Here is a 17,969-nt window from a genome sequence, read left to right as displayed (position 1 = left end):
TCAGGCCCGTCCTGCGATCGACGCGAGGTCGAGCGTGGAATCGAGCACGCCGTACATCTGGCCCGGATCGGCGATTCGACCTGCGACGAACGCGTCCGCAACGAACGACGGCGACTGTCTGATGACGATTGATCCCTGCAGCGCGATGGCCAGCGACTCCGTCAGACGACGCGCGATGGCGGGCGCGTTGAGCGGATCAGCCGCGGCCTGCGCCACGAGTTTGCGGGTGTTCTCGACGTGCAGGTCGTACGCGCGATGCTGCCCGAGCGCGAGTTCGAATTCGGCGTCGAGCGCCTCGACCGACAGCGGATCGCGCACCATCGCGCGCAGGACGTCGAGAGCGATGACGTTTCCGGATCCCTCCCACACGGCCATCACCGGCTGCTCGCGGAAGCGACGGGCCAGTGGAAACGCCTCGGTGTACCCGTTGCCGCCGAGACATTCGAGTGCCTCATATGCGTGGTTCGGGCCTCGTTTGCAGACCCAATACTTGCCGACGGCGGTGGCGAGTCTGCGGAATGCCTGTGACTGATCCGAGTCGTCGTCGTACGCGGCCGCAAGTCGCATCGCGGTCCACATGGCGGCCTCGGCCTCCACCTGGAGATCGGCGATCACGGCGGTCATCGCGGGCTGGTCGATCAGCGTCGCCCCGAACGCGGAGCGGTGGCGCACGTGCCATGCGGCTTCGGCGACGGACTGTCGCATGCCCGCGGCACTGCCGAGCGCGCAGTCGAGTCGCGTCTGGTTGACCATCTCGATGATCGTGCGAACGCCCGAGCCCTCGTCACCGAGGCGCCAGCCGATGGTGTCGGAGAACTCGATCTCGCTCGACGCGTTCGACTTGTTGCCGAGCTTGTCTTTGAGTCGCTGGATGTTGAACGTGTTGCGCGTGCCGTCCGGAAGCGTGCGCGGGACGACGAAGCAGGTCACCCCGGGCTCGGTCTTCGCGAGGACGAGGAACGCGTCGGACTGCGGCGCAGAGCAGAACCACTTGTGACCCGTGATCCGGTAGGTCCCGTCGCCATTGTCGACGGCGCGTGTGGTGTTCGCGCGGATGTCGGATCCACCCTGCTTCTCGGTCATCGCCATGCCGAATATCGCGGAGCTCTTCCCGGGGTCGGCCAGCGACGGATCGTAATCCCGCGACAGGGTCCGCGGGATCCACTGATCCGCGAGCGTCTGATCCACGCGCAACGACGGGACCACCGCGTGCGTCATGCTCACGGGGCATGCATGGCCGGGCTCCACCTGCCCGAACTGCATGAACATCGCGGCGCGGGCGACGTGGGCCCCGTCACGAGGGTCGTCCCAACAGCTCGTGTGCGCGCCGTGTGCGATCGCGTCGCCGATGATCCGATGGTAGGCGGGATGGAATTCGATCTCGTCGACGCGATGCCCCCACCGGTCGTGGGTATGGAGCTTCGGGGTGATCGTGTTGGCGAGTTCGGCGTCACGCTGGAAGTCGGCACGTCCGACGAGCGCACCCGCCTCGGTGAGCTGATCGGTGGCCCAGGAGGCGCCGTAGGCCTCCACGGCTTCCACCAGCGGAAGGTCGGTCAGGTACTCGTTCACGTCGACGCGGGGCGCGGCCTGGTTGAACACCTGGTGGGTGGCGGTCATGGGGTCTCCTTCGGTTGTGCGCCGAGTGCACGTCGGCAGAACGCTCGGATGGTGCCGAGCAGTTGATCGGGGTCGGTGGTGAGTGGCGACGTATCGGGGTTGAGGGCTCCGACGAGCGCCTCGGAGATCGCGCCCATGACCGCGGACGCGGTGACGCGGACGTCCTGGTCGACGAAGATCGACGACGCCACGCCCGCGGCGATCACGGCCTCCCCCAGTTCGCGGTACCACTGGCGCAGGCGGAGACGTTCGGCGTCGACGGCGGGGATGACGGGTTCGAACAGCAGCGACCACGCCATCCGTCGGCCGCGCAGAGCGCGGTCGGCGAAGGTCACGATCAGCGCGTCGAGTTGTACGAGAGGGTCGTCGCCTGCCGCCTCGACTGCCGCGGCGACCTGCGCGAACTCGTACTCCGCCGCGGCGCGGAACACCTCGGCCAGTAGCGTCTCGCGGTTGTCGAAATACGAGTAGACCGATCCGACGCTCACATCTGCGGCCTCGGCGATCGCAGCCACCGTCGCCGCGGAGAATCCGGCGTCTGCGACGAGACCACGAGCGGCGACGAGCATCGCTGCACGTTTCGCCTGCGCCGCGAGGCGCGTCGCCTCGGTCGGTCGATATGCCACTGCGCCTCCTTCTGAATTTCAATTCAATTCTTCGCCTGTAAGTATTGAATCACGATTCAGAGATTGCGTTCAAGGTCTGCGTGCCTTCGAACGACCCAGAACGCAAAGATCCCCACCCGGCATGGCCGGGTGGGGATCGTCGTCGAGGTGCGATCTACAGCAGCGCGTCGACAAACGCACCGGGCTCGAAGGGAGCGAGATCGTCGGCGCCTTCACCGAGACCGACGAGTTTCACCGGGACACCGAGTTCCTCCTGGATACGGAAGACGATGCCGCCCTTGGCAGTTCCGTCGAGTTTGGTCAGCACCACACCGGTGAGGTCGACGACTTCGGCGAACACCTTCGCCTGCATGAGTCCGTTCTGCCCGACAGTCGCATCGAGGACGAGTAGCACCTCGTCGACAGGGACCTTTTTCTCCACGACGCGCTTCACCTTGCCGAGTTCGTCCATGAGCCCGGTCTTGGTGTGCAGGCGGCCTGCGGTGTCGATGAGGACGACGTCCACGCCGTCGTCGATGCCCTTGGTGACGGCGTCGAACGCGACCGACGCCGGGTCGGCGCCCTCCTTGCCACGGACGATGCCCGCGCCGACGCGTTCGCCCCAAGTCTGCAACTGGTCGGCGGCCGCAGCACGGAAGGTGTCTGCTGCCCCGAGGGTCACGCGTCGTCCGTCAGCGACGAGCACACGTGCGAGCTTCCCGGTGGTGGTGGTCTTGCCGACACCGTTCACGCCTACCACCAGCACGACTGCGGGTCCGTCGGCGTGCGGAAGTGCCTTCACCGAGCGATCAAGGTTCGGGTGGAGCTGTTCGATCAGGATCCGGCGCAACGCCGAACGCGCGTCGTCGGCCGTGCGGACCTTGCCCGTCGCCAGTTCCTCGCGGAGCCGTTCGACGACGGTGGCCGTGGCCGCGGTGCCGAGGTCGGCCATGACCAGCGTGTCCTCGATCTCCTCCCACGAGTCTTCGTCGAGGTCACCCGCACCGAGCAGGCCCAGAACACTGGCGCCGATGGCGCCCTGCGATCGAGACAGGCGTCCACGCAGGCGGGACAGGCGTCCGGCGGTGGGTTCGATGTCGTCGAGGGCCGGCGCCGGAGCCCCTTCGACGATCGGCTCCGATTCGGGCTCGGCGACCACTTCCGGTTCCACCGAGGTCGGCGCCTCAGTAGCATCCACCTCTTCGCCCGCGTGCTGGGCGGCATCGGGCTCGGTGGCCTCGGGTTCGGCGGAAGCAGGCTCAGCGGTGGTCGACTCCGAGACCTCCGGCTGCGCCTCGACAGCCGGAACGTCGACAGCCGGCTCAGGCTCGGGCGTGGGTGCGGGCGCGTCAACGGTCGCGGTCCCGCCCTGGCTGAAGTTGAAGCCCGAACCAGCCTGGTAGCCGCCCGATCGGTCCACTTGGCGTGTGGTTCCGTCGGTGACGTCCACCTGTTCGGGCTTGTCGGAGATCGAGATCTGCCGCTTGCGACTGATCAGGTAGCCGGTCAGGCCGACCAGGGCGATCAGCAGGATCACTCCGACGATGATTCCGATGAGGACTTCTGTGGTCACGAAGACTGTGCCTTTCCTTGTGGCGATGAGCCTGCCGTGGCGAGGTCGACGCCGCGGAGTCGTTGGGAGATGACTTGAGTGATGCCGTCGCCGCGCATGCTGACGCCGTACAGGGCGTCGGCGATCTCCATCGTCGGCTTCTGGTGCGTGATGACGATGAGTTGCGACTTCTCGCGAAGCTGCTCGAACAGGCTGATGAGTCGCCGGAGGTTCGCGTCGTCGAGCGCGGCCTCCACCTCGTCCATCACATAGAACGGCGACGGTCGGGCGCGGAAGATCGCGACGAGCATGGCGACCGCGGTCAACGACTTCTCTCCGCCGGAGAGCAGCGACAGCCGTTTGACCTTCTTGCCGGGCGGACGCGCTTCCACTTCGACACCGGTGGTCAGCATGTCGGACGGATCGGTCAAGACTAGTCGGCCTTCGCCGCCGGGGAAGAGAGTCGCGAACACCTGGGTGAACTCGGCTTCGACGTCGGCGTAGGCCTCGGTGAAGACCTGCAGGATTCTGGCGTCGACATCGGCCACCACGTCGAGCAGGTCGTCGCGCGCCTTCTTGACGTCTTCGAGCTGTGTCGACAGGAACGAGTACCGCTCTTCGAGCGCGGCGAACTCCTCAAGAGCGAGCGGGTTCACCTTGCCGAGCGTGGTGAGGTCTTTCTGCGCCCGCTTCGCGCGGATCTCCTGCGTCTTGCGGTCGTATGGCATCGGAGCCGGCGCGACCACCTGCTCGCCGCGCGCCTTGGCGTCTTCGTACTCCCGCATCTCGAGATCGGAAGGCGGCATCGGGACGTCGGGGCCGTATTCGGCGACGAGGTCGTCCGGCGCCATCGCGAACTGTTCGAGCACTTGTTCTTCAAGCTGCTCGATGCGCAGTTCGGCCTGCGCCTTGGCGATCTCGTCGCGGTGCACGGCGTCGCGGAGTTGGTTCATGGTTGCGGTGAGCTCGTCGACGAGTCGACGAAGCTCGTCGGTCTCCGTGGTCCGTGCCGCACGGACCGCTTCGAGTTCGTCACGTCCGCGGGCGGCGTCGGATGCTGCTGCGGCGACGGCGTCCGCGAGCTTCCGCCCCGCTTCGACGACGACGTTCGCGACGCCCGCCGCGTACCGACGGCTGGCGTCCTGCCTTTTGAGTCGCTCACGGTTGGCTCGTTCGTTGACCGCTGCCCGTCGCAGACTCTCGGCCTTGCCGCGTACCGATCCGAGACGCTCCTCCGCCGTCCGGAGCGTCAGCCGAGTCTCGACCTCCATCGAGCGTGCGGAGGCGACCTCGGCCGCAGCAGCCTCCCGCATTCCGCTGTCGAGGTCGCCGACCGTCGGGTCGTCGTGCTCGTCGAGGGCGCGAGCGAGCCTCTCCTCGACCTCGGTGAGGGCCGCGAGGTTGTCGGCTCTCCCCTCTTCGACGAACCGCCGCTGCCTGGTGAGCCGGTCCGCTTCATCACGCGCAGAGCGGACGTCGGAACCGAGGCGACCCAGCTGTTCGTATGCGGCGCCGACGTTGGCGTCCGACTCGTTCAGGGCGGCGAGCGCTCCTTCGGCGGCCTCCCGCGCCTGGGCTTCGGCGGCCTGAGCCTCGCTCAGTTCGCCGAGCACACGGCCGACTGTCGCGCGGGCTTTGGCGAGGTCGTCGGTAGCGGTGTCGACGGCGGACTGGACTTCGAGCGTCGACGGACGCTTGGACGAGCCGCCCTCCACTGATGCGGCCGACACCCGGTCACCGTCTCCGGTGACGGCCACCAATCCGTGCTCGGCGGCCAGCCGCAGTCCGAGTGCCGCGTCGTCGACGATCACGGTGTCGGCCAGAAGCACGTCGACCGCACCGCTGATCGTGTCCGGTGCGGTGACCACGTCACGTGCCCACACGACGCCCGCAGGCAGTTGGGGTCGGCCGGCCTTCGGCGCCTGTGGAAGACCTCCGACGATCAGTGCCGCACGCCCGCCGTCGCCACCGCGGAGAGCGTCGAGCGCCCGCACCGCGGTGAGTCCATCGACTGTGGCGATGGCATCCGCGGCCGGCCCGAGGGCGAGCGACACCGCCGTCTCGTATCCCGGTTCCACTGTCAGCAGGTCCGACAGCGGACCGAGGAGACCGTCACCTGCGTGTTCTTGCAGCCATGCGCCGCCGTCATCGCGTTCGAGGCCCACGGCGAGCGCTTCGATACGCGCGGTGAGCGAGGCGATCGCGTGCTCGGCCTCGCGCTCGGTCTTCTGCAGTGCGACGACGGTCGCCGACGCGGTCTCGAGCGCGGCCATACATCGTTCGTGATGCTCGTCGAGGCTGGCCTCGCGGGACTCCAGCGCCGCGGTCGCGGCGGCCTGCTCGTCGATGAGGGCCTGCGCGGCGTCTGCCCGCTGGTGGGCGGCCTCGATGCCTTCGGCGAGGCGTGAGGTCTCGGCGTCGACCGACTCCACTTTGGTTCGCAGGTTCGCGGCCTGACCTTCGAGGCGGGCGAGGCCTTCGCGGCGATCGGCGACGGCCTGTACGGCCGCCATGTGTGCCTTCTCCGCCGCCGATGCGGCCTGTTCTGCGGCCTGGAGTGCGGCGGTCGCGTACTCGAGCCGCTCTGCGCCCTCTTCGACTGCCAGAGCGTGTTCGGCCTCGGTCATCGCGGCTTCTTCGGCCTGACGCTCCAACGTCTCAGGGTCGGGGCCGGTGGGCGCCGACGCGGGCTGCGAGAGGTGCGCCGCGCGTTCGGAGGCCACACGGCGGGTGCCGTCGACACGTTCGGCGAGCGTCGACAGCTGGTGATAGACGCGCCCGGCCTCGGCAGCCGCGGGAGTGATCTGCGCGAGGTGTTCCTGCGCTGAGGTCAGCGCGGCCGTCGCCTCGTCGAGTTGGGCGGCGACTTCGTTCTGCCGTTCGCGGATCTCGTGTTCGAGGCTCGTGTGCTGCGCCATCTCCTCACGTCGAGTCACGAGGTCGTCAGCGGCCAACCGCAGTCGAGCGTCGCGCAGGTCGGCCTGCACCGTCGCGGCGCGACGCGCCACCTCAGCTTGTCGTCCGAGCGGTTTGAGCTGTCGACGCAGCTCAGCCGTCAGGTCCGTCAGGCGAGCGAGATTCGCGGCCATCGCATCGAGTTTGCGGACCGCCTTCTCTCTGCGGCGACGATGCTTGAGGACGCCCGCCGCCTCTTCGATGAACGCGCGACGGTCTTCCGGCTTCGATTCGAGAATCGCCGAGAGCCGGCCCTGCCCGACGATGACGTGCATCTCGCGGCCGATGCCGGAGTCGGAGAGGAGTTCCTGCACGTCCATGAGACGACATGCGTTCCCGTTGATCTCGTACTCCCCCGCGCCGTCGCGGAACATGCGTCGCGTGACCGACACTTCGGAGTACTCGATCGGCAGCGCGCCGTCGGAGTTGTCGATGGTCAGCGTCACTTCCGCACGGCCGAGCGGTGCGCGACCGGACGTGCCGGCGAAGATGACGTCGGCCATCTTTCCACCGCGCAACGCCTTCGCACCCTGCTCGCCCATCACCCAGGTGAGCGCGTCCACGACGTTCGACTTGCCCGACCCGTTCGGCCCCACCACACACGTGATGCCGGGCTCGAATCGCAGCGTCGTCGACGACGCGAACGATTTGAAGCCCTTGAGGGTGAGGCTCTTGAGGTGCACGACTGTCCAGTTTACTCGCGCGACCTCAGCGTTCGACGAACGAGTGCAAGTCCGAGCGCGCCGCGAGGAAGTCCTCGACCACCAGATCAACGTGTCCGGGCGTCTCACCGGACCGAAGCGCGTTCAGTAGGGCGTCCAACTGCGGACGCGGCCCTTCGGCCACCACGTGGACCCGACCGTCGGCGTGATTCGAGGCATATCCGACCAGACCGAGCTCCAACGCTCGTGATCGAGTCCACCAGCGGAAACCGACACCTTGGACGTTTCCGTGCACCCACGCCGACAGTCGTTCCATGCGTCAGTCCGTTTCGATTGCCAGCTCGACCTGCGCGCCGGCCTTGATCGTGCGTCCCACGGTGCACACCTTGTCGACCGCGCGTTCGACGACCACGAGCAGCCGCTGAGCAGCCTCCGGGTCGAGATCGGACAGGTCCACTTCAAGCGTCTCCGAGAGCACCGGGTACACCTCGTTCTCACGATCAGCGTCACCTGACACGCGGATGGTGGCGTCGTAGTCGTCACCGAGGCGACGCGACAGCGGCTTGTCCGAGGACATTCCGGTGCATGCGGCGAGAGCGATCTTCAACAGTTCGCCGGGCGTGAACACACCCTCGACGTCGGCCGAACCGATCAACACCTCCGCGCCCCGCGAACTCTGGCCGGTGTACCGGCGTGTTCCGGTGCGCTGCACCCACAGATCAGTCATGTCGTGAAGACTCCTTCGTCGTTGTGTGGATGGCAACACGAGCGGCTCGCGAATGCTTCCCGTGTGCTCCTACCCTCGCGAACAGCGTAGTCATCGCCGCGTCCGCGGTGCCGACCGACGTCGGTGACTCGAGCCGCCGTTCAATGTTCACCGATTCCACGACAATTTCGCTCCAGACGGCCTTCCAGACCCACATCGGTGCACATTAAACGGCGCGAGCCTAGACCGTCGTCCCTACCGCAATTCAGCGCTGTCTGTTCGGCGCGACGCACCTCACTGCGACCGACGGCCGCAGTCAGCACCACCGATCGGGCCGAAAAGTCCAGCCATCAGTGCTTCGAGACTGTCAACGAAGTCGTCGTCCGTGGACGGCTGCAGGTCCAACATCACGCTCGCGCGCAGGTTCGGAAGCGCGTCAGCGGACGCAGAGCCCATGAGTTGGTCCATCCGGTCGTGAGACAGCGGCGTCCCCTCCGCACGCTGCCGCAGATGTGAGAGCACGCTGCCGAGCGTGAGGCTCCACAGGGCCCGGTACGCCGCGAGCGCGGCGGCACGATCTCCGGTGATGTCGAACGCCGCCCCGATCACCGCGTCGGCGAGCAGCAGCGCTCCACGTCCGATCCGCTGTGGTCGGATGAGCGCTTCCGGAACCCACGGATGTGCGGTCAGCGTGGTGTACAGGGTGGTCATCGCACGTCGAATGCACGCGCGCGGCTCGTCCGGGTACGTGATGGTCGCGAACGGGTCCGCGATCGCGTCGAGGGCCAGCGCAACCAGCGTCTCCTTATCGCCCACGTGGCGGTACAGCGCCATCGTGGTCACGCCCAAGTCACTGGCGAGAGCCTTCATGGTGAGCGCGTCGACACCGGCTTCGTCAAGCCGAAGTAGCGCTCGCTCAACGATCTGGTCCCGCGTGATGCTCGGCGGACGACCCCGACGCGGCGTGCTCTGACGCATGCACGCATTCTGCCAGAGCCCCTTGCACTCGGCTCGTAAGTAAGTCTAGCCTAATCAATTATGTTACGTGCTACACAAAACACTGCGGTCCGGACCTCGCTTGTGCTCGCCGGCCTCTCCCAGTTCCTCGTCACCTTCGACGCCTCAGTCACCAATGTCGCGCTTCGAGCGATCCGGGACGACGTGCACTTCAGCCCGCAGGGCCTGTCGTGGGTCGTGAATGCATACGCGATCGTCTTCGGAGGGCTGCTCCTCCTGTCCGGACGCCTCTCCGACAGGTTCGGAGCCAGATCGCTGCTCAGGTTCGGATTCGCCCTGTTCACCATCGCGTCGCTCGCCGCATACCTGTGCAGTGAGCCGTGGCAGGTCATCTCCGTGCGAATTCTGCAGGGCGTTGGTGCAGCAGCCGTCGCACCCGCAGCGATCACGTCGGTCGCACTGACTTTCCGTGAACCGGCTCAACGCGCCAAAGGATTTGCGGCCATCGCGATCGGAGCCTCCCTCGGAGGTGCTGTGGGCGTGGTCCTCTCCGGTGTCCTCACCGACGCGTTCGGGTGGCGCACTGTGATCGCCTGCGGAGCACTGGTGTCTGCAGCGGGGCTCGCACTGTCATTCGCAGCGCCCGGCCCCATCGCCGGTGCCGACCGTCGAACCGATTGGGCGGGCGGCGTGCTCGCCACCGCCGGACTGACAGTCCTGACCTATGGGATCGTCGCCGCGACCGACAACGGCTGGGGCAGCGTCCGGACGCTCGCCTGGTTCGCTGTGGCCGCCGTCCTGCTGGGCGCATTCGTCGCGGCCGAGCGGCGAACTGCTGTGCCGCTTGTCGACTTCCGCGTCCTCGGTCGCCGCGACGTCCTCGTCCCGTGCTTGGTGTTCGCGTTCATCGTCGCGGGACAGTTCGGCGCCTTCTACTTCGTGTCGCTCTACCTGCAGATGGGGCTCGGGTACTCCGCTACGAAGACCGGGCTGGTGTTCCTTCCCTTCTGCTTCGGCACCATCGCCGCGGTTCAGATCGCATCACGACTCGTGCCCAGGTTCGGCGCCCGTCGAGTCGTCGCCGGCGGTGCGGCGCTCGCGACTGTCGGGTTCCTCTTGTTCGCACCTCTCCCCACAGACGGCCCGTTCATCACCGCGATCCTCATCCCGTCACTGGTGACCTCGGTCGGAATCGGAATGGTCTTCCTCCCGCTCCCGAACGTCGCCACTGCTGCCGTGGCCCCCTCGGCCGCAGGCATGGTCTCCGGGCTGCTCAACACCTACCGCCAGGTCGGCGGAGCGCTCGGCCTCGCGATTCTGGTGACCGTATCCGCCGCCGTGAACACCGGCGCCGAAGTCCTCCCGGGGTACCGAAGTGCACTGCTCGTGAGCGCAGGCCTGGTAGGCGCGGCGTTCGTCATCGCCTTGCTCCTTCCGGGGAAGGAACGGGCCGAATGACCCTCGCCGGCTCCGTCAGTTGATCGTCGAGGCGACGACCGTGCGTGACGCTATCTCGCCCGTGGCGGCCGCTGGCACAGCGGACAGAAGAACGAACTGCGGTTCATGAACTGTTCGCGGTGCAACAGCGTCTCGCAGCGCCTGCACGGAAGTCCCTCTCGGCCGTACGCGTTCAACGATCGCTCGAAGTATCCCGACTGCCCGTTGACATTGACGTAGAGATCGTCGAACGACGTTCCGCCGACCTTGATCGCCTCGCCCATCACGTCCGACGCCGCGCCGAGCAGTTCGCCGAGCGCGGCCCTGGTGATGCCACGTGTACGGCGACGTCCGTGAAGCTGTGCGCGCCACAGCGATTCGTCCGCGTAGATGTTGCCGATCCCGGAGACGACCGTCTGGTCCAGGATCGCGCGTTTGATCTCCGTGTCACGTTTGCGGAGCACGGACACCACGCGGTCGGGATCGTAGGCGGGCTCGAACGGGTCCGGCGCGATGTGCGCCACCGACTCCGGCAGCGCCCGCTCTCCTACCGTCACCAGCTCGTCGACGTGCCAGCCGCCGAAGGTCCGCTGGTCCACGAACCTCAGTTGCCGGCCGTCGTCGAGCTGGACGCGAATGCGCAAGTGCACGGGATCGGGAGCATCGGCCTCGCTGATCAGCAGTTGCCCGCTCATGCCGAGATGAACGACGACAGCCACTTCGTCGGTGGCGTCGGCTCCAGTGATCCACAGGTATTTGCCGCGCCGATCGACCGACTCGAACCGCTTGCCGCGCAATCGGTTCTCCAGATCGGACGGGCCGCCCACGTGGCGTCGCGCAGCACGCGGATGCGCCACCTCGATCGACGTCGCGGTCCGACCTGCGAGGTAAGGAGCGAGACCGGATCGAATCGTCTCGACTTCGGGAAGTTCAGGCACCCGTCAGTTCCTGGACGTCGACTGTCCGACAGTCGGGTCACCGTCGAGTTCGCGCCACGCGATGGCGGCGGCGTTCTGCTCGGCTTCCTTCTTCGTCCGTCCAACTCCTGCGCCGAGTGAACGACCGGCGACAACGGCCGTGGCGGTGAACTCTTTATCGTGATCGGGCCCGGTCGACGTCACCTGATAGTGCGGCTGCCCGGTCCCACGTTCGGCAGACAACTCCTGCAACGACGTCTTCCAGTCGAGACCCGCACCCAGCTCTCCGGCGCGAGCGATGATCGGCTCGAAGAGCCCCATGATCACGCGCTTGGCCACCTCGATGCCGTGATCGAGGAATATCGCACCGAACAACGACTCGAGACCGTCCGCGAGAATGCTCGCCTTGTCCCGACCACCGGTCAACTCCTCACCCCGACCGAGATGGATGTGCGCTCCGAGCCCGCCATCGCCGAGACCACGCGCGATGTCCGCGAGAGCATTCATGTTCACCACACTCGCACGGATCTTCGCCAGCTCACCTTCCGGACGGTCGGGAAAACCGACGTACAGCCGTTCGGTGACGACAACGCCGAGCACTGCGTCACCGAGGAACTCGAGTCGCTCGTTGGTCGGCAACCCACCGTTCTCGTACGCGTACGAGCGGTGCGTCAACGCCAACGTGAGGATCTCGTCACTGATGGTGACGCCGAGGGCCTCGAGAAGCTCAGTCTGGTCGGTCCGCCGACTCACTCGGCATCGTCCTTGAACGCAGCCAACTTCGCCCAGCGAGGATCGATGATGTCGTGTCCGTGATCAGGCTCGGCGTCGGCGAGCTTCACACCGCAGATCTGGCAGAGGCCGGGGCAGTCGGGCGCGCAGACCGGAGTCAACGGGAGTTCGGTGCCGACGGCGTCGATGATCGTCTGCTCGAGGTTGATCTCCTCGTCGACGATCCTTTCGACGTCCTCGTCGTCGGACGTCTTGTCGGTCTCGCTGTTCGGGTAGGCGAACAGCTCGGTCAAGTACACCGACACCGAATCCTCGATCGGATCGAGGCATCGACCGCACTGCCCGTCAAGAGGGCCGTCCACAGTGCCACTGACCAGGACACCCTCGGTGACCGATTCCAGCCGCAGATCGAGGTGAACGTCGGCACCGGCGGGTATCCCGACCATCTGGGCGCCGATCCGGTCGGCGGTGACGACCGTGCGGTCGACCTCCACCATCGAACCTGCGCGGCGGGGGACGCTCCGAACGTCGATAACGAAGGGATTCACACTCACGCACTGATTTTAGCGCTTGTGTCGAATCGGTTCGTCAGCCCGCCATCTCGTGCTGATCGAGGTCTTCGCGACGCGCGTCGTCGATACCGTGCGGGTACTCGACGTAGTCGTGCATGCCTGCTCCGGTGCGGAGTTGCTGACGCCCGCGGTTCACCGACCGCAGCGTGTTGGTCAGCAGGTCCTCGAAACCTGCGAGCTTGTCGTCGACGTAGATGTCGCAGTCGCCCCGCAGACGATCGGACTCGGCGTGCGCCGCGTCGACGATCCGCTCGGCCTCACTCTTGGCCGCCGCGACGACTTCCGACTCGGACACCAACCGCTGCTGCTCGGCGATGCCGTCCGACACCGACTTGTGGTAGCTGGCATCGCCCGCCTCGACGACCCGTGCGGCTTCGGCGCGTGCGCGACCGGTGACGGCCTCGAACTCGCGGTTGGCACTGGCTTCGAGGCGCTGCGCCTCCTCGTCTGCCGAGTCGATGGTCTGCTGTGCGTGCACGCCCGCCTCGCTGACGAGACGATCGGCCCTGGCCTGCGCCTCGGCGACGATCCGCTCGGCTTCAGCCTTCGCGTGAGCGAGCATCGACTCCGAATCGTTCTCGGCGCCGGTGATCAGCTTGTCTGACGTGTCGCGTGCGTTGCCGACTATGGTGTCACGCTCGTCGAGCACGTCCTGGGCGTCGTCGAGCTCCCCGGGGAGAGCGTCGCGCAGGTCGTCGAGCAGTTCCAGGACGTCACCGCGGGGCACGAGGCAGCCGGCGGTCATCGGGACGGTGCGCGCCTCTTCGACGAGTGCGACGAGTTCGTCCAGCGCTTCGAATACGCGGTACACGGTTACTCCGATCCGGCACAAGGCCTTGATGTTCTTGTGGCCATTGTGCCGAATGTTGCGACTGTGACTCAGGAGGCGAGGTCGGCGTGTCGTGCCTCGTCAGATCGAGCGGGCTCCTGCGAGCTTGTCGGAGAGCGCACGGTGAATGTGCGGCGCAAGGTAAGGGGTCACGTCGCCGCCGAGCTTGGCGACTTCCTTCACCAGCGAGCTGGAGACATGCGCAAACCGGGGGTCGGTGAGCATGAAGAGCGTCTCGGCGTCTGCGAGTTCACGATTCATCTGCGCCATCGGTGTCTCGTATGCGAAGTCGGTCTCCGACCGCAGCCCCTTGACGATGGTCGGAAGGTCGTCGTCACGCACGAGATCCACCAACAGCCCCGACCAGCTGCGGACTTCCACGTTCGGCAGGTCCGCGCAGTCCTCGCGGATCAGCTCGATCCGCTCGTCGATCGAGAACATCCCCTGCTTGTTGGGATTGACCACCACAGCGACGACCACTCGATCGAAACGGGCGGCGGTGCGCTCGACGACAAATCGATGGCCGAGAGTGAAGGGATCGTACGAACCGGGGCAGACAGCGGCGCTCATGCCGCCGAATCTACCGCGCGAGACATCTGTGGCAGCGCTATCGTGCCGCGAGATGGACCACCGAGTCCCCGTACTTCTTCGCAGCCACCTCGCCGAGCCCCTCCGGCCACGTGATCGGAGCCGTGCGGGCTCCGCGTTCCACCAGAACCCACGCGTCCTCGGCCAACGCCGGGAGCAGCGAGGTCAGGACGGCATCGACGTCGGACGTCGTCACGTCGTACGGCGGATCGAGAAAGACCAGGTCGAACGGCCCGGCAGCGGCCGACAGGAACGATTCGACAGTTCGGTCGACGACCCGCGCCCGTCCACCGGCGCGACAGGTGGCGATGTTGTCGCGGACGATCTTCGCCGCACGACGGTCCGCCTCCACGAGCACCGCAGATGCTGCTCCCCGCGACACCGCTTCGAGCCCGAGTGCACCGGTTCCCGCGTAGAGATCCGCTACCCGCAGCCCATCGAGGTCGAGACGTGCACCGAGCATGGAGAACACGGCCTCGCGCACCCTGTCGGACGTGGGCCTGGTGGTGTCGGCGGGCACACTGAGTCGGCGGCCCCGGAACTCTCCGGCGATGATCCTGGTCATATCGGTTAACCATCGTATCGTCGTGGCATGCGCACGCGCGTCAACGCCTGGTCGCCGGCCCCGCCGACCCCTGCAGACCCAGATCCTCTTGCGGCGGCAGAACGTGCCGCTCGCATCCTCGACGGACGACGCACAGTTGTCCTCACGGGAGCCGGGATCTCCACCCCGTCCGGAATCCCGGACTACCGAAGCCCTGGGTCGCCGGTCCGGAATCCGATGACGATCGGCCAGTTCCTCTCCTCCCCCGACTTCCGCAGGCACTACTGGGCGCGCAATCACCTCGGCTGGCGCCACATGGACGCCGCGCGGCCGAACACCGCCCATCACGCGATCGCACAGATGCAGCGAGACGGGTCCGTGTCGGGCGTGATCACTCAGAACGTCGACATGCTGCACCTCAAAGCACGAAGCCTTCCAACTCTCGACCTGCACGGCTCGTACGGACGAGTGATCTGTCTGGACTGCGGGAACCTGCTGTCGCGACACACGCTGGCAGACAGGCTCGACACCGCGAACCCCGATTTCGCCGACACGATCCGCAGTCGTGGCGCTATCGAAGTGGCACCCGATGCCGACGCCGTCCTGCACGACACCGCCGACTTCGTGATGATCGACTGCGAAAACTGCGGCGGCGTCCTCAAACCCGACATCGTCTATTTCGGGGAGACGGTTCCCCGGCCGGTCACCGATCGCGCTTTCGCGATGGTCGACGCCGCCGACGCGATGCTGGTGGCCGGGTCGTCGCTCACGGTGATGTCCGGACTCCGTTTTGTGCGGCACGCGGCTCAGGCCGGGATCCCTGTGGTGATCGTGAACCGCGGGGGCACCCGTGGAGACCGTTTTGCGACGCTCAAGATCGACCACCGATGCGAGGTGATCCTGCCGTCGCTGGCGGCCGCCTAGGCGTTACTGTGATCTATCCCACAGCAAAGCTGTGAACTGCATAAAGGCCGGACATCTCGGCGTCGAGTGGACTGAACGGGTGACATCGCTAGAGCCCCTCGTTAGCCTCGGTCACGTCATGAACCCGGAACTCAGCGCGATCCAAATCAATGAGCGCAGCGGTGTCGCCTACCGGCGGCCCCGGGCCACCGACGGCCTGCGGATGTGGCAGATCGCCCGCGACTCGCAGGTCCTCGACGTGAACTCGAGCTACGCCTATGTCCTGTGGGCCGTCGACTTCGCCGACACGTCGATCATCGCCGAAGTCGACGGAAGGCCCGTCGGCTTCATCACCGGATATCGCAGGCCGGACGCCTCCGATGTCCTCATGGTGTGGCAGGTGGCGGTAGACGCCGATCAACGCGGCAAGCAGATCGCGGGCACGATGCTCCGCGAACTGTTCAGCCGTTCGGGGGTCTCCGCGATCCACACCACGATCAGCCCCGACAACAACGCTTCGCAGCGCCTGTTCGCCGGGGTCGCCCGATCGCTGGGCTTGCAGTTCACACGCGAGCCCTTCCTAGAGGCCGAACTCTTCGGCGACTCGCACGAGCCGGAAGACCTGTACCGGCTCTCGCCGGCATGACGCCGACAAATCCGTAAGGAATCTGAACAAATGACGACGATGCACACAGCACGCGGCGACGACACTTTCACCAAGCACGAATCTCAAGTCCGCTCTTACTGCCGCGATTGGCCCGCCCTCTTCGACACCGCCGTCGGCTCTCGACTCGTAGACGTCGACGGACGCAGCTACCTCGACTTCTTCGCAGGCGCAGGCGCCCTCAACTACGGGCACAACAATCCGCTCCTCAAGTCCGCGCTGCTCGACTACATCGAGCGCGACGGCATCACGCATGCACTCGACATGAACACGCGCGCCAAGGGCGCCTTTCTGTCGACGTTCGCGGAGAAGATCCTCAAGCCCCGCGGACTCGACTACGTGGTCCAGTTCCCGGGCCCGACCGGCACCAATGCCGTCGAATCGGCGCTCAAGCTCGCTCGCAAGGTGACCGGGCGTGAAGCGATCGTCAACTTCACCAACGCCTTCCACGGCATGACGCTCGGTTCGCTGTCGGTCACGGGCAACGCGATGAAGCGCGCAGGCGCGGGCATTCCGCTCGTCCATTCCACCCCGATGCCGTTCGACAACTACATGGGCGGCGCCACCGAAGACTTCGCATGGTTCGAGCGAGTCCTCAACGACGAGGGCAGCGGGCTGAACAAGCCTGCCGCCGTCATCGTCGAGACCGTTCAAGGAGAGGGCGGCGTGAACGTCGCGCGCGCCGAGTGGCTGCGCGGCCTCGCCGACCTCTGCAAGCGCCAGGACATGCTCCTCATCGTCGACGACGTCCAGATGGGTTGTGGTCGTACCGGCGAGTTCTTCTCGTTCGAGGAATCAGGCATCGTCCCGGACATCGTCACGCTGTCGAAGTCGATCGGCGGATACGGACTGCCGATGGCGCTCACCCTGATCCGCCCCGAGCTCGACGTGTGGGAGCCCGGTGAGCACAACGGAACGTTCCGCGGAAACAACCCGGCGTTCGTCACGGCGAAGGCCGCGATCGATCACTACTGGTCGGACGACAAGCTGACCATCGCCACCAAGGCGAAGGGCATCGCGATCTCCGAGCACTTCGACGACCTGTGCGAGCGCTTCGACGGCATCAGCCATCGCGGACGCGGCATGGTTCAGGGGCTTGTCTTCGCAGACGCACCGAAGGCGGATGAAGTGTGCGCCAAGGCATTCGAACGCGGACTGCTCGCCGAGACGTCCGGCCCGTCCAGTGAGGTCGTCAAGCTGCTTCCCGCTTTGACGATCACCGACGCCGAGCTCAGCGAAGGCCTCACCATCCTGTCCGCCGCAGTCGAGGAGGTGCTCGGATGATCGTCCGCACCACCGCTGAGATCACCGGCACCGACCGCGAAGTCGCCGACCCGAAGGGCAACTGGGTCTCCAAGCGCATCGTCCTCGGCGGCGACATGGTCGGGTTCTCATTCCACGAGACGACCATCAAAGCCGGGTCGATCAACGAGTTCCATTACGCGAACCACGTCGAGGCCGTCTGGCTCATCGAGGGGTCGGGCACCCTGCTCGACCGGGAGACCGGCGAGACGTACCCGCTCGGCCCCGGCAGCATGTATCTCTTGAACGGCAACGAACGGCACACCGTGTCGGTTGACGAGCAGATGAGGATGCTGTGCGTGTTCAACCCGCCCGTCGTGGGCACCGAGGTGCACGACGAGAACGGGGTCTACCCGCTCGTCGAGGTGCCCGCCCCTGCACCCGAGGGTGAGCTCGCCGGGCGCCACCGCGCCTGACGACGCTT

At 66.4% G+C, this 17,969-nt stretch carries 18 protein-coding genes; 5 read left to right on the top strand and 13 right to left on the bottom strand.

Annotated elements, in window-relative coordinates:
* The 7 genes from JVX90_RS06205 to JVX90_RS06175 form a co-directional block, all read right to left on the bottom strand.
* Positions 1 to 1,620, bottom strand: coding sequence for an acyl-CoA dehydrogenase family protein (locus tag JVX90_RS06205; RefSeq protein WP_205331531.1), 1,620 nt, complete (start codon positions 1,618 to 1,620; stop codon positions 1 to 3).
* Positions 1,617 to 2,246, bottom strand: a complete 630-nt coding sequence (locus JVX90_RS06200) for a TetR/AcrR family transcriptional regulator (protein WP_205331530.1) — start codon at positions 2,244 to 2,246, stop codon at positions 1,617 to 1,619. Before JVX90_RS06200 ends, JVX90_RS06205 begins: the two co-directional genes overlap by 4 nt.
* Positions 2,247 to 2,400: 154 nt before the next feature.
* Complete coding sequence (gene ftsY / locus JVX90_RS06195; RefSeq protein ID WP_205331529.1) at positions 2,401 to 3,798, bottom strand: signal recognition particle-docking protein FtsY; 1,398 nt, start codon at positions 3,796 to 3,798, stop codon at positions 2,401 to 2,403.
* Entirely contained in the window at positions 3,795 to 7,415 is a 3,621-nt protein-coding gene (gene smc / locus JVX90_RS06190) for a chromosome segregation protein SMC (protein WP_205331528.1), read from the bottom strand. Before smc ends, ftsY begins: the two co-directional genes overlap by 4 nt.
* 25 nt (positions 7,416 to 7,440) lie before the next feature.
* Positions 7,441 to 7,710 (bottom strand): acylphosphatase, encoded by a 270-nt coding sequence (locus JVX90_RS06185; RefSeq protein WP_205331527.1) that lies wholly within the window; start codon positions 7,708 to 7,710, stop codon positions 7,441 to 7,443.
* 3 nt (positions 7,711 to 7,713) lie between these two features.
* Positions 7,714 to 8,121, bottom strand: coding sequence for an OsmC family protein (locus tag JVX90_RS06180; protein ID WP_205331526.1), 408 nt, complete (start codon positions 8,119 to 8,121; stop codon positions 7,714 to 7,716).
* Between the two features lie 273 nt (positions 8,122 to 8,394).
* Complete coding sequence (locus JVX90_RS06175; protein ID WP_205331525.1) at positions 8,395 to 9,078, bottom strand: TetR/AcrR family transcriptional regulator; 684 nt, start codon at positions 9,076 to 9,078, stop codon at positions 8,395 to 8,397.
* Between the two features lie 60 nt (positions 9,079 to 9,138).
* Here JVX90_RS06175 and JVX90_RS06170 point away from each other — a divergent pair, with 60 nt between their 5' ends.
* Positions 9,139 to 10,515: an MFS transporter gene (locus JVX90_RS06170; RefSeq protein ID WP_205331524.1), complete on the top strand. Its 1,377-nt coding sequence runs from the start codon at positions 9,139 to 9,141 to the stop codon at positions 10,513 to 10,515.
* Between the two features lie 50 nt (positions 10,516 to 10,565).
* On the opposite strand, the gene mutM is transcribed toward JVX90_RS06170, so the two are convergent.
* The 6 genes from mutM to rsmD all read right to left on the bottom strand — a co-directional run bounded on the left by mutM (position 10,566) and on the right by rsmD (position 14,697).
* The gene (gene mutM / locus JVX90_RS06165; RefSeq protein ID WP_205331523.1) at positions 10,566 to 11,432 is read right to left on the bottom strand and encodes a bifunctional DNA-formamidopyrimidine glycosylase/DNA-(apurinic or apyrimidinic site) lyase; all 867 of its coding nucleotides are present in this window, start codon (positions 11,430 to 11,432) and stop codon (positions 10,566 to 10,568) included.
* Positions 11,433 to 11,435: 3 nt separating this feature from the next.
* A complete protein-coding gene (gene rnc / locus JVX90_RS06160) occupies positions 11,436 to 12,164 on the bottom strand; it encodes a ribonuclease III (protein WP_205331522.1) in 729 nt (242 codons plus the stop codon).
* Positions 12,161 to 12,697 (bottom strand): YceD family protein, encoded by a 537-nt coding sequence (locus JVX90_RS06155; protein WP_205331521.1) that lies wholly within the window; start codon positions 12,695 to 12,697, stop codon positions 12,161 to 12,163. The genes rnc and JVX90_RS06155 overlap by 4 nt, the downstream gene beginning before the upstream one ends.
* Before the next feature lie 34 nt (positions 12,698 to 12,731).
* Entirely contained in the window at positions 12,732 to 13,526 is a 795-nt protein-coding gene (locus JVX90_RS06150; protein WP_205331520.1) for a DivIVA domain-containing protein, read from the bottom strand.
* 99 nt (positions 13,527 to 13,625) lie between these two features.
* Positions 13,626 to 14,114, bottom strand: a complete 489-nt coding sequence (gene coaD, locus JVX90_RS06145) for a pantetheine-phosphate adenylyltransferase (RefSeq protein ID WP_205331519.1) — start codon at positions 14,112 to 14,114, stop codon at positions 13,626 to 13,628.
* A gap of 37 nt (positions 14,115 to 14,151) precedes the next feature.
* Positions 14,152 to 14,697: a 16S rRNA (guanine(966)-N(2))-methyltransferase RsmD gene (gene rsmD, locus JVX90_RS06140; protein WP_205331518.1), complete on the bottom strand. Its 546-nt coding sequence runs from the start codon at positions 14,695 to 14,697 to the stop codon at positions 14,152 to 14,154.
* A 27-nt stretch (positions 14,698 to 14,724) separates the two neighbouring features.
* On the opposite strand from rsmD, the gene JVX90_RS06135 reads away from it, so the two are divergent.
* The 4 genes from JVX90_RS06135 (at position 14,725) to JVX90_RS06120 (ending at position 17,961) form a co-directional block, all read left to right on the top strand.
* Complete coding sequence (locus JVX90_RS06135) at positions 14,725 to 15,600, top strand: Sir2 family NAD-dependent protein deacetylase (RefSeq protein WP_205331517.1); 876 nt, start codon at positions 14,725 to 14,727, stop codon at positions 15,598 to 15,600.
* 118 nt (positions 15,601 to 15,718) lie between these two features.
* A complete protein-coding gene (gene ectA / locus JVX90_RS06130) occupies positions 15,719 to 16,225 on the top strand; it encodes a diaminobutyrate acetyltransferase (protein WP_205331516.1) in 507 nt (168 codons plus the stop codon).
* 30 nt (positions 16,226 to 16,255) lie between these two features.
* Positions 16,256 to 17,527, top strand: coding sequence for a diaminobutyrate--2-oxoglutarate transaminase (gene ectB, locus JVX90_RS06125; RefSeq protein ID WP_205331515.1), 1,272 nt, complete (start codon positions 16,256 to 16,258; stop codon positions 17,525 to 17,527).
* Complete coding sequence (locus tag JVX90_RS06120; RefSeq protein WP_205331514.1) at positions 17,524 to 17,961, top strand: ectoine synthase; 438 nt, start codon at positions 17,524 to 17,526, stop codon at positions 17,959 to 17,961. Before ectB ends, JVX90_RS06120 begins: the two co-directional genes overlap by 4 nt.
* Positions 17,962 to 17,969 lie beyond the last annotated feature (8 nt).

Source organism: Gordonia sp. PDNC005 (genome assembly GCF_016919385.1).
GTDB lineage: Bacteria > Actinomycetota > Actinomycetes > Mycobacteriales > Mycobacteriaceae > Gordonia.
Note: the sequence above shows the minus strand (reverse complement) of the source record. Positions and strands in the feature narration are given on the sequence as shown.

Coding starts and splice junctions, on each gene's coding strand:
- JVX90_RS06205 (WP_205331531.1), bottom strand. CDS start 1,620: ATGACCGCCACCCACCAGGTGTTCAACCAGGCCGCGCCCCGCGTCGAC.
- JVX90_RS06185 (WP_205331527.1), bottom strand. CDS start 7,710: ATGGAACGACTGTCGGCGTGGGTGCACGGAAACGTCCAAGGTGTCGGT.
- JVX90_RS06180 (WP_205331526.1), bottom strand. CDS start 8,121: ATGACTGATCTGTGGGTGCAGCGCACCGGAACACGCCGGTACACCGGC.
- JVX90_RS06175 (WP_205331525.1), bottom strand. CDS start 9,078: ATGCGTCAGAGCACGCCGCGTCGGGGTCGTCCGCCGAGCATCACGCGG.
- JVX90_RS06170 (WP_205331524.1), top strand. CDS start 9,139: ATGTTACGTGCTACACAAAACACTGCGGTCCGGACCTCGCTTGTGCTC.
- coaD (WP_205331519.1), bottom strand. CDS start 14,114: ATGAGCGCCGCTGTCTGCCCCGGTTCGTACGATCCCTTCACTCTCGGC.
- rsmD (WP_205331518.1), bottom strand. CDS start 14,697: ATGACCAGGATCATCGCCGGAGAGTTCCGGGGCCGCCGACTCAGTGTG.
- JVX90_RS06135 (WP_205331517.1), top strand. CDS start 14,725: ATGCGCACGCGCGTCAACGCCTGGTCGCCGGCCCCGCCGACCCCTGCA.
- ectA (WP_205331516.1), top strand. CDS start 15,719: ATGAACCCGGAACTCAGCGCGATCCAAATCAATGAGCGCAGCGGTGTC.
- ectB (WP_205331515.1), top strand. CDS start 16,256: ATGACGACGATGCACACAGCACGCGGCGACGACACTTTCACCAAGCAC.
- JVX90_RS06120 (WP_205331514.1), top strand. CDS start 17,524: ATGATCGTCCGCACCACCGCTGAGATCACCGGCACCGACCGCGAAGTC.